10 protein-coding genes are annotated in these 12,140 nt (G+C 41.1%); 8 read left to right on the forward strand and 2 right to left on the reverse strand.

What is annotated here, in order from left to right:
- Positions 1-2: 2 nt before the first annotated feature.
- On the forward strand, positions 3-263 hold the full coding sequence (locus tag ACYH0O_RS12455; protein ID WP_149155875.1) for a hypothetical protein: 261 nt from the start codon (positions 3-5) through the stop codon (positions 261-263).
- Positions 264-368: 105 nt separating this feature from the next.
- Here ACYH0O_RS12455 and ACYH0O_RS12460 read toward each other — a convergent pair whose 3' ends face one another.
- On the reverse strand, positions 369-1,535 hold the full coding sequence (locus tag ACYH0O_RS12460; protein ID WP_482632467.1) for a CapA family protein: 1,167 nt from the start codon (positions 1,533-1,535) through the stop codon (positions 369-371).
- Between the two features lie 283 nt (positions 1,536-1,818).
- Positions 1,819-2,400: a glycerol-3-phosphate 1-O-acyltransferase PlsY gene (gene plsY, locus ACYH0O_RS12465; RefSeq protein ID WP_482632556.1), complete on the reverse strand. Its 582-nt coding sequence runs from the start codon at positions 2,398-2,400 to the stop codon at positions 1,819-1,821.
- Positions 2,401-2,599: 199 nt separating this feature from the next.
- On the opposite strand from plsY, the gene ACYH0O_RS12470 reads away from it, so the two are divergent.
- The 7 genes from ACYH0O_RS12470 (at position 2,600) to parC (ending at position 11,919) form a co-directional block, all read left to right on the forward strand.
- Positions 2,600-3,898 carry a purine/pyrimidine permease gene (locus tag ACYH0O_RS12470; RefSeq protein ID WP_482632468.1) on the forward strand — a complete coding sequence of 433 codons (1,299 nt, stop codon included), beginning with the start codon at positions 2,600-2,602 and terminating at the stop codon, positions 3,896-3,898.
- A gap of 156 nt (positions 3,899-4,054) precedes the next feature.
- The gene (locus tag ACYH0O_RS12475; RefSeq protein WP_482628974.1) at positions 4,055-5,032 is read left to right on the forward strand and encodes an ABC transporter ATP-binding protein; all 978 of its coding nucleotides are present in this window, start codon (positions 4,055-4,057) and stop codon (positions 5,030-5,032) included.
- Positions 5,029-5,685 (forward strand): ABC transporter permease, encoded by a 657-nt coding sequence (locus ACYH0O_RS12480; protein WP_482628975.1) that lies wholly within the window; start codon positions 5,029-5,031, stop codon positions 5,683-5,685. The genes ACYH0O_RS12475 and ACYH0O_RS12480 overlap by 4 nt, the downstream gene beginning before the upstream one ends.
- 23 nt (positions 5,686-5,708) lie before the next feature.
- Positions 5,709-6,608: an ABC transporter substrate-binding protein gene (locus ACYH0O_RS12485; protein WP_482628976.1), complete on the forward strand. Its 900-nt coding sequence runs from the start codon at positions 5,709-5,711 to the stop codon at positions 6,606-6,608.
- Positions 6,609-6,799: 191 nt separating this feature from the next.
- Positions 6,800-7,207: a CoA-binding protein gene (locus ACYH0O_RS12490; RefSeq protein WP_149155882.1), complete on the forward strand. Its 408-nt coding sequence runs from the start codon at positions 6,800-6,802 to the stop codon at positions 7,205-7,207.
- Positions 7,208-7,506: 299 nt separating this feature from the next.
- Positions 7,507-9,477 (forward strand): DNA topoisomerase IV subunit B, encoded by a 1,971-nt coding sequence (gene parE, locus ACYH0O_RS12495; protein ID WP_482628977.1) that lies wholly within the window; start codon positions 7,507-7,509, stop codon positions 9,475-9,477.
- Between the two features lie 3 nt (positions 9,478-9,480).
- The gene (gene parC, locus ACYH0O_RS12500) at positions 9,481-11,919 is read left to right on the forward strand and encodes a DNA topoisomerase IV subunit A (RefSeq protein ID WP_482628978.1); all 2,439 of its coding nucleotides are present in this window, start codon (positions 9,481-9,483) and stop codon (positions 11,917-11,919) included.
- The last annotated feature ends 221 nt before the right edge of the window (positions 11,920-12,140 follow it).

The following is a 12,140-nucleotide window of genomic DNA, read 5'->3' on the forward strand; positions in this document are numbered from 1 at the left end:
GGATGAATACACAAGCATTATTATACTACATAGGTGCATTTATATTTGGCGGATTAAGTGTATTGACGTTCCTGCAATTACACGATGCGAAATATCAGATAGAAGCCGGCACCTTTATTATCATTGCTGCCCTCATTTATTATGGGATGGTCACTCTATTCTTTAAGGGCAGCCGCAAAGCTTTCTTGATGGCCAATGCCTTATTGGCTGTATTAGCCCTTGGAGGCATATTCTTTAATTCATTGCTATTCGGTGGACATTAAAAAAACGAGCTTCCCGTAGTGGAGGCTCGTTTTTTTATACCTTAGAAATTCAGGATGACACATGGGCAGATGGCTTTAGAAATGTCACCTTCAGCTGGCCTTTTATTATTCAGGCAGACCATTCACCATATGTGAAACCATTTCTTCTTCTGAATAACCAATCAACCCATTCTTCTTAGCAAACTCAAGAGGGTAGATTCGGTAGTTATTGTAATGATTTTCTGAAACAAAGGTTGGCTGGAATTCAATGGAAGGGTACGTAATCTTGGAACTCCCCGGTTTCATCGTTTTTTCTACTTGAACCGTAACCATTCCTCCAATATCTTTGAAATCATCTTTCTGTCCTGATAGAAAATTCCCTAATGAATAGATTACTACTGCATCCCGGCCATCGCTCGTTTTGTATGTTTGAATTGGCTGCAGAACGTGTGGATGATGGCCAAAAATGATATCAACACCATTTTCCGTTAACACCTTTGCCAGTCTTTCCTGTTCCTCAGTAGGGAAGCGTTGGTACTCATTTCCCCAATGCAAACTCAATACGACTAAATCAATGTTCATACTTTTAGCTTTCTTGACTTCTTGAATCATGTTTTGCTCATCGATCAGATTGACTAAGTAGTCTTTTCCCTTTGGCACAGGGATTCCATTTGTGCCATATGTGTATGAAAGCAGGGCAAACTTGATACCATTTACATTGAAGGTACGAATTCGCTCCTTGTCTTCCTGACTTTTAAATGCACCCACATATGGCATGGATATCTTCTCATAATAGTCGATTGCACTCAGAAGACCTTTTTCACCTTGATCCAATGAATGATTATTGGCAGTCGTGACAGCATCCACTCCCACGTCCTGTAAGGATTTCACAATTTCTTTCGGACTATTGAAGAGCGGGTAACTGGAAACGCCAAGTTCCACACCAGCCGGGGTTGATTCCTGATTGGCAATCAGAAAATCAGGGGAAGCCAGCATGTCCTTGACCGGAGAAAACATTGGGGCGAAGTTATACCCATTTTCATCTTTTGCATCCTTATATACTGTATCATGGAGAAGAATATCTCCGATGGCTGCAAGAGTTGCATTTGACTTTATCGATTTCCCTGAAGCTTGAACTTCTTTCGTCGTATGGAGCAAAGAGGAGAGGTTCTCACTCTGTTTTCCTTCAGCAGAGGTGTTCCAGTCTGCGTATTGCTTATTTACAAGAAACCCAATCACTAAGAGTAAAGGAACACAAAGGAATACTCCTGTCATTATTCGCTTTTTATTCATATTCATCATCCTTTATATATACACTACCTCTATTTTACAAAAAAATAGGGGAAAGCGGGACATATTTATGAAAATATTGAGGTATAATCTCGTATTTTGGTGAAAATTGAACTATTTCGTTTAATCATGATCCTATTTTCCTTTTTATATCCATCATCTTTCTCAAACCAATGGAAGGGTATACCTTTTTGATTTATTTAAAACCAGAAAAAAAAGCCACCTCTACAGGCAGAAACTCTCCAATAGAATAAGGGAGAGCCTGTCGCTTAGGTCGCTTTTTTAACTACAGCCACTTGATTTTAGGTTCAGTTTTATTTTTGATTCGGACAATATTCGCACGATGTCTGTAAACAACGAATATGGTCAGGATGCCTACGACAATAATGAGTGGAATATCTCCGGTGAAGATCGAGTACGTAAAGGCGAGCACTGCTGCTATCATAGAAGAGAGTGATACATACTTGGTTGCATACAAGCAAATAAAAAAGACTGCCAGTAAAATTAAAAATAAGATGTAATTATAGCCTAGAAGAACACCCGCAGAGGTTGCTACCGCTTTTCCGCCTTTAAAGTTTGCAAACACGGGATACATATGACCAATCACAGCAAATACCCCAGCCAATAACATATGTACATCACTTTCAAATAGCAATGGTAAGAGAGTTGCTACCGTTCCTTTTAAAATATCCATGATTGTGACAATCATCCCGGCCTTCACACCCAAGGTTCTGAACGTATTGGTTCCGCCAAGGTTTCCACTTCCATGCTCACGGATGTCTTTTCCGTAGAACGTCTTCCCAATCAGTAATCCTGAAGGGATGGAGCCTAATAAATAAGCTAATACAAGTATAAGGGCAAATATCATCATCACTGCTCCTTTTAAAATTACTAATCCGTTATTATTTTAACATGTTTACCATAGGATGGGGAGAAAATAAGCGAAAAAATTAGTACCTGTTCATAAAAGTAGATAATATCTTTTATTCCTCATAAATCTGATTCACAAGGAAGGAAGTATGTTAAAATAGACACACTTTACATAGTTGAAATGAAGGTGTACACATATGCAATTATTTTTATCGGCGTTTCAATGGGTGGCCTTTATGGTCGCAGGCTCAATCGCCGCTCCTATTGCCATAGCTGACCTTTTTCAGTTGTCTCCAGCAGATACGGCAGGGTTCATTCAGAGGACCATCTTTGTGTTAGGAGCAGCCAGTCTTATCCAAGCATTGGTTGGTCATAAGCTTCCCATTAATGAAGGACCCGCCGGACTGTGGTGGGGGGTATTCGCCATCTATGCAGGTTTTTCAGGTACCCTGTACAGCAGTCACGAAGAAGTGCTGACCGTTTTACAGGGGGGGATGATTGTTAGTGGTGTGATTTTCTTTATTCTGTCTTCAACAGGACTATTAAAGAAGTTATCAACTTTATTTACACCGGCGATTACATTTATTTACTTAATGCTATTGATTCTCCAATTAAGCGGATCTTTTATCAAAGGGATGTTCGGGATACAGCATGAAGGACAATCTCTTCAGCCGTTTGTCTTATTAGGAAGTATCATAACTATCCTTTTGGCATTATACTTTTCAGGTCATAAACGAAAGTGGATTCAACAATACTCCATTATTCTTGCCCTACTCTCAGGCTGGCTAGTCTTCATTCTCATGGGACTGGGTGAAAGCGTGACTGTTTCTGACAGCTGGTTTTCATTACCGGATATGTTCGTCTTTGGAGCACCTGTATTCGATACGGGTGTCATAGTGACATCCATTTTCATTACATTCTTGTTAACGACCAATATGATTGCTTCCATTCGAGTGATGGAAGAGGTTATGAAGTCAAAGGGACAACCCACATATGAAAGGTATACAAAGAGCGGCTTTGCTTCGGGATTAAATCAGCTGTTCGGTGGAGTATTCTCTGCCATTGGATCAGTACCCATTTCCGGGTCTGCCGGATTTGTTGCCGCTACAGCGATGTACTCGATTATTCCCTTTATCCTTGGAAGTGCGATTATTATGATTATCAGTCTGATCCCAAAAGTGATGAATCTATTCGCAAGTCTTCCAGCTCCGGTTGGCTATGCCGTTACTACGGTCATCTTCATCAAAATGGTCGGACTTGCTCTCGGAGAGTACAGAAAAGAAGATAACGTCGAAAGAATCCATTTTGTCGCCGGCATCTCTCTCATTGTAGGGGTAGGAGCCATGTTTGTGCCCCCTTCCGCATTTAAAGACATGCCTGTAGTGGTTGCCTCCATTTTGAACAATGGATTGATACTCGGAACCATCACAGGAATCATCGTAGAACAATATATTCTGTTAAAGAACAAACAATGCCCTGAAGCCAGTAAACAATAGTTTGCTGGCTTTTTCTTACCTTGTATGAGGAATCCACATTATTCATAAACTATGGCCATAAAGGCAATTTCTTGGACAACATGTTTACCTTTTGTATAATGAGGGTATCCCTTCTATGTTTAGAAAAATTTCTCAGTTCATAAAGCAGGTGGAAAAATGATTGAATTTAAGAATGTCACGAAAGTCTTTGAAGATGGTACAGAAGCCATAAAGGGTATCAACCTGACGATTCCAAAAGGAAAGCTTGTTGCCTTGATCGGTCCTAGCGGATGTGGGAAAACGACCACGATGAAAATGATCAATAAGCTAATTTCACCTTCCAGTGGAACGATTCTGATTAATGGTAAAAATACTTCAAAAACCGATGAAGTGGAGCTCAGGCGTAATATCGGCTATGTCATACAGCGTATAGGATTGCTTCCACACATGACAATTGAAGAGAACATCAGCCTGATTCCACGTTTAAAAGGGTGGAAAAAGGAAAAATATGAAGGCCGTGTAAATGAGCTTCTAACCCTTGTCGGACTTGATCCTAAAGTGTATCGTAAACGATACCCGCTTGAGCTAAGCGGCGGACAACAACAACGGGTGGGTGTCATTCGTGCCCTGGCAGCTGAACCGCCTATCATTCTGATGGATGAACCCTTCAGTGCCCTTGATCCGATCAGCCGGGAGCAACTTCAGGATGAATTGAAAAGCATACAAAATACGATACATAAAACGATTGTGTTCGTCACACATGATATTGACGAAGCGTTAAAGATCGCTGATGAGATTGCGGTGATGCGTGATGGAGAAATTGAACAGATCGCTACACCATCAGAGCTTTTGTCCCAACCTGCAAATGAATTCGTTCGGGCATTTATCGGTGAGGAACGCCTGAACGATCGACAAACTCAGATGCAAGTAATTGACATAATGGAAGACAACACAAATTACGTGCTCTATGAAGAATCGGAATATACCTTAATACCTTATGACGCAACGGTCCACGAAGCGGCAAGAGTACTACTTGAGAGCGGAAAACCCTATCTCATGGTGACTAAAGACGGCAAAAAGATTGGAACCGTCACGTCCAGCGGGATTCTTCGTACAGTAGCCTCAGAAGGGAAAAAGGAGGCACGTTCGGTATGAATACATTTACACTATTGTTTATCAACACTATTTCAAATCGCTCAGACGCCATCTTAAATGGGTTATTTGAGCATCTGTACTTATCATTCGTATCCATTTTCATAGCGATTGCCATCTCTTTGCCGCTTGGTATATACATATCACGAAAAAAGCAAACAGCTGAATTTTACATCGGGATTACAGCCATTTTCCAAACCATACCCAGCTTAGCACTATTTGGTTTTCTCATTCCCCTTTTAGGTACAGGTAGTATCACAGCGATTATTGCCCTGACCGTGTATGCACTCTTACCGATTCTCAGGAACACGTACACGGGGATCATCGGGGTTGATGAGGGAGTCATAGAAGCGGGCAGAGGGATGGGGATGACAAACTCACAGCTTCTGTTTAAAGTAGAGCTTCCTCTCGCCCTGCCGTTCATTATGGCGGGTATCAGAACTGCAACTGTATTAACGGTGGGAGTCGCGACGCTTGCAACCTTTGTAGGCGCGGGTGGACTTGGTGACCTCATTTACCGGGGACTATCCACCTGGAATAATTCTTTAGTTCTTGCAGGTGCCATTCCTGCTGCATTACTTGCACTTTCTTTCGATTTTTTATTAAAGCTTCTAGAAAGAATGACAACACCTAAAGGATTAAAAGCACGGAAATAAAGCACAATCAAAGGAGAGTAAGAATGAAAAAGAAATTAAAACCATTTATTTTATTAATAGTACTATCCTTCATGATCGCAGGTTGCGGAAATGGAGGGGGTAAAGACACCATTACGGTTTCAGGTAAGATGTGGACTGAGCAGTTTATTTTAACGCAAATGATGGCTGAACTTCTCAAAGTGAAAACAGACCTGGATGTTAAAGTGGAAGAAGGACTGGGAGAAGTATCGATTTTGACACCCGCTCTTGAAAAAGGCGACATCGACGTATATATCGAGTACACAGGAACCGGACTCGAAGCGGTGTTAAAAGAGCAAGCGAAGGAAGGGGCTTCAGCTGAAGAGATTTTATCACAAGTTCGTAAAGGATACGAAGAAAAGTTCAATGTGACATGGTTAAAGCCACTGGGTTTCGAGAACACATATACCCTTGCTTATACTCAAGAACAGGACTTTGATGCAAAAACGTTCTCTGACCTTGTTCCTTTATCGAAAGATTTAAGCTTTGGAGCGCCGCATCAATTCTATGAGCGTGAAGGTGATGGGTACGATGCATTTGCAGAAGCATACGGTTACGAATTCAAAGCGAAAGAAAGCTTTGACCCGAATATTATGTATGAAGCAGTGAAGAAAGGAGATGTAGATATTATTCCCGCCTTTACAACCGATGGAAGAATACAACGTTACAATCTGAAAACGACTACGGATGATAAAGGATTCTTCCCACCTTATGATGCCGCTCCTATCATCCGTCAAGAAGTTCTGGAAGATCATCCTGAAGTAGAAGAAGTCCTGAATGAATTAGCAGGGCAAATTTCTGAGGAAGAGATGAGTGAGATGAATGCCAAGGTGGATATGGATAAACAAGAGCCTAAAGATGTAGCGCGTGAATTTCTCCTATCCAAGGGATTAATCGAAGAGTAAAATGTTAAGAAGTGTCAGAAAGGATAGAGGAGTAATAACATGTCCTTTTTTCATCTGACACTTCATTCTGTTTAGATATATTTATAAAATTTTGAAAAATTAAAGGGAAATATGGTATAAAAGAAGAATAGGACTTATGGAACAGTTAAAGAATGAATGGATAAGGAACGATGAAGGAGTTGTAATCATCTATGGAAAACCCATCCCGACAAGAAATTGGAAACATCCTTAAACAATCAAATCGCATTGCGGTGATCGGATTAAGTGACAATCCTGCACGAACATCTTATATGGTCTCAAAAGCGATGCAGGATCAAGGTTATGAGATTATTCCTGTAAATCCAACCATTGACGCCGCATTGGGCGTTAAAGCGGTGTCTTCTCTGAAGGAGATTGAAGGACCGATTGACATTGTCAATGTATTTCGCCGCTCAGAATTTTTGCCAAAGATTGCGCAAGAATTTGATGAAATCGATTCAAACGTATTTTGGGCGCAACAAGGTGTAATGAATGAAGAGGCTTATCGCTTTTTGAAAGAACGTGGGTATACAGTCATTATGGATCGCTGTATTAAGGTTGAACATGCTTTAACCAAATAATTCTCACTCGTAACAAGCGGCTCTTACCGCTTGTTTTTTTTCGGATGGACTTTACTTCTTTTATTCACTAAAAAATCCGGTCCATACAAATGAAAACAGTCTGATTTCAGAGTTGTTCTAGGAAATTACATTTGCGAAAATCAAATAAAACGCTACAATATAGCATAGTGGTTTACCTTAGAAATGACCAAAACAGGTAAACGAACAAATGTTCTTGTGTTATAGTTAATATATACATAACCAATACTACCGTACAAGCACCATTTACGGTTAGAGAAGTTTTTGAAAGGGGAATGTTCGTGGCCAACCAGAATAAGACCATGGATTACAATGATGATGCCATTCAAGTATTAGAAGGTTTAGAAGCCGTTCGTAAGAGACCTGGAATGTATATAGGCTCTACAGATTCAAAAGGATTGCATCATTTAGTATACGAAATTGTCGATAACTCGGTGGATGAAGCATTAGCAGGCTTCGGAAACGAGATTATTGTTACGATACATAAAGATAATAGCATCTCAGTGCAGGATAAAGGACGTGGGATGCCTACTGGAATGCATAAGCTTGGCAAGCCCACTCCTGAAGTCATCTTGACTGTGCTGCACGCAGGAGGGAAATTCGGACAAGGGGGGTACAAGACCAGTGGCGGATTGCATGGTGTAGGTGCTTCAGTCGTAAACGCCCTATCTGAATGGCTTGTTGTGACGATTGAAAGAGATGGAATGAAGTATGAACAGCGTTTCACAAAAGGTGGAAAACCGGAAACCACTCTTGAGAAAATCGGAAAAACGAAAAAATCCGGAACGTGTATCCATTTCAAACCTGATCCGGAGATTTTCAGTAATACCACCTATAATTATGAAACGCTATGTGAGCGTCTAAGGGAATCTGCATTCCTTCTTAAAGGATTAAAAATTGAAATCATTGATGAGCGTCATGATCAGAAGGAAATCTTTCACTTTGAGAGCGGGATCCAAGCCTTTGTTCAATACTTAAACGAAGAAAAAGATGTGCTTCATAACGTAGCTTTCTTTGAAGGAGAAAATAATACCATCGAAGTGGAGTTCGCCTTTCAATTTAATGACGGGTTTTCTGAAAACATTCTGTCATTCGTGAACAATGTTCGTACAAAAGACGGAGGTACCCACGAAGCCGGAGCAAAGACTGCCATGACCCGTGTCTTTAATGAGTACGCCCGAAAAGTTGGAATTCTAAAAGATCGGGACAAAAATCTTGAAGGGACCGACATCCGTGAAGGCCTGGCCAGTATCGTTTCTGTTCGTATTCCCGAACATCTCCTTCAATTTGAGGGGCAGACGAAAGGAAAGCTTGGTACGAGTGAAGCACGTTCAGCAGTAGATGCAGTTGTTTCGGAGCACCTTCTATACTTCTTAGAAGAAAATCCCGATACAAGTTCCCTTCTTATTAAAAAATCCATTAAGGCCGCCCAAGCCCGGGAAGCAGCACGTAAGGCAAGGGAAGATGCGCGTAACGGGAAGAAACGAAAGCGATCTGAAACCGTTCTATCTGGTAAATTAACACCTGCTCAATCGAGAAATCCAGCGCGTAACGAGCTTTATCTTGTGGAGGGTGATTCTGCGGGAGGTTCAGCGAAACAAGGTCGTGACCGTAAATTCCAAGCTATTCTTCCACTTCGGGGGAAAGTCATCAATACGGAAAAAGCCAAGCTTCAGGATATCTTCAAAAACGAAGAAATCAATACAATCATACATGCGATCGGTGGGGGAGTCGGTCCGGAATTCAACGTCGATGACATCAATTACGACAAAATTGTCATCATGACCGATGCCGATACAGATGGAGCCCATATCCAGGTTCTGCTGTTAACCTTCTTTTATCGCTACATGAAACCATTATTAGAAGCAGGGAAAGTTTATATTGCACTTCCTCCTCTCTACAAAGTAAGCAAAGGAGCAGGAAAGAAACAAAAACTTGAATACGCTTGGACGGATGAAGAGCTTCAGGGAGCCATTTCTAAAGTTGGCAAAGGCTATATGATCCAGCGCTATAAAGGTCTTGGAGAAATGAACGCCGATCAGCTGTGGGAAACGACGATGGATCCTGAAACACGTGCACTGATCCGTGTCCGCATTGATGATGCTGCCCGGGCTGAGCGTCGCGTGACGACTCTTATGGGAGATAAAGTAGAGCCGCGCCGTAAATGGATTGAAAGTAATGTAGCCTTTGGGTTAGAAGAAGATGGAAGTATTCTTGAAAATGAAAACATTACGGTCCCAGAGGAGGGGTAATACATGACAACTGTAGAACGATATCAAGACTTACCTCTGGAAGAGGTACTTGGCGACCGATTTGGACGTTATAGTAAATACATTATCCAAGAGCGTGCATTACCTGATGCTCGTGACGGGTTAAAGCCTGTACAAAGACGTATCCTTTACGCCATGTACGTGGATGGTAACACCCAGGAAAAAGGGTTCCGAAAATCAGCGAAAACCGTTGGTAATGTTATTGGTAACTACCATCCACATGGTGATACATCTGTGTATGATGCCATGGTGCGTATGAGTCAAACGTGGAAAGTGCGAAAATATTTAGTCGAGATGCACGGAAATAACGGAAGCATCGACGGAGATCCGCCTGCTGCCATGCGGTATACAGAGGCTCGTCTTTCTGCTATCTCCATGGAGCTCTTGCGTGATATCGATAAAAAAACCGTGGACTTTGTACCAAATTTTGATGATACATCCAGTGAACCAACTGTATTGCCGTCACGATTTCCGAACCTTTTAGTCAACGGTTCTACTGGTATCTCAGCAGGATATGCAACTGACATTCCACCTCATCACCTTGATGAAGTCATTGATGCGACAATCATGCGTATGGAAAAGCCACAAAGCACGGTGGATGATTTAATGACGGTCATAAAAGGACCTGATTTTCCAACAGGAGGAATCATTCAAGGGGTAGATGGCATTAAAAAAGCTTACGAAACCGGAAAAGGTAAAGTGGTTGTTCGTGGAAAAGCGGATATTGAAAACATCCGCGGAAGCAAACAACAGATCGTCATAACGGAAATTCCTTATGAGGTAAACAAAGCGAATCTTGTCAAGAAAATGGATGAATTCCGTGTAGATCGCAAAGTGGAAGGAATAGCAGAAGTTCGTGATGAAACAGACCGCGATGGAATGCGCATTGTCATTGAGTTAAAGAAAGATGCAGATGCTACTGGCGTCTTAAACTACCTCTATAAAAACAGTGATCTTCAAATCGCCTATAACTTTAATATGGTTGCGATACATAACCGTCGTCCTAAACTAATGGGACTGCGTGAACTATTGGATGCTTATATTCATCATCAAAAAGAAGTAGTGACAAATCGTACCAGACATGATCTAAATAAAGCGAAGGATCGCCAGCATATTGTTGAAGGCTTAATGAAAGCTCTGTCAATATTAGATCAAGTTATAGCAACGATTCGTGCTTCGAAAGATAAACGGGATGCGAAGGATAATTTAATTCAGCAATTTCAATTTACTGAAGCACAGTCAGAAGCAATCGTAAGCCTACAATTATATCGTTTAACGAATACAGACATAACTGCACTGCAGGCAGAAGCTGAAGAATTAGCGAAAACGATCGCTGAGTTAACTGCCATCCTGGAAAGTGAAAACAAACTTTACAGTGTAATCAAAAGAGAATTAAAAGGCATCAAAAAGCAGTTCTCTGAAGCTCGTCGCACTAAAATTGAGGATGAGATTGAAGAAATTAAAATCAACCTTGAAGTACTGATCGCCAGTGAGGATGTCATGGTTACCGTTACTCGTGATGGTTACATGAAACGAACTAGTCTACGTTCTTATTCTGCTTCAAACGGCCAAGATCTCGCCATGAAAGAAACAGACAGGCTCCTTGGTCAGTATGAGATGAATACGACGGATGTACTATTAGTGTTTACAAACAAAGGGAATTACATCTATTGCCCTGTACATGAGCTCCCGGATATTCGCTGGAAAGACCTTGGTCAACACGTTGGGAACATCGTGCCGATTGATCGCGATGAACAGGTTCTAAAAGCGATACCGATTAGAGAATTTGATCCATCCCATTATTTGTTATTTGTAACGAAGAATGGAATGATCAAGAGATCTGAGCTTCCCCAGTACAAAGCACAGCGCTACTCCCGTCCTCTTGTAGGAATTAATTTAAAAGGAGACGATCAGTTGGTCGATGTACACTTAACCGATGGTTCCTATGATATATTCATCGCTACACACTTAAGCTATGGTCTTTGGTTCTCCGAGGAAGATGTGAACATCGTCGGACCACGGGCAGCTGGTGTAAAAGGGATTAACCTTAAAGATGAAGATTATGTTGTGTCTGGTAAGATCGTTAAAGACCCAGTGAAGGATTACATTTTCTTAGCAACCCAGCGAGGAGCTGTAAAGAAAATGAAATTAGCCGAATTCGAAAAGACATCCCGTGCCAAACGTGGAGTCATCATGCTGCGGGAATTGAAATCAAACCCACATCGTGTGGTAAGAATAGAAGTGGTTAAAGATACAGATAAGGTAAGCCTGATTACGAAAAAGGGAAAAACAGAAGAAGTGCTCCTTTCAAATCTTAGACCAAATGACCGTTATTCAAATGGATCATTTGTGATTGATGAAGGGGTTAGCGGATCTGTTTGTGAAACGTGGGCAGAATCACTACTACCCGAAACAAAAGAATAGCCACTCAGAGAAACGACCAGAAATAATTCTGGTCGTTTTTTATTTCGAAAAACGAATAATGTATGTATATTCATTCGAAATTGTTGTACAATACCCGCAAAAAATTGTACAACAATTAATATTATTTCAACAATATGAATTTATCTGTTGAATAGATATCTGTTTTTTGATAGATTATAGAAGTGTCTGAAGGGGTAAACATACATAGGATCATACATTAT

The organism is Rossellomorea sp. H136 (genome assembly GCF_056838065.1).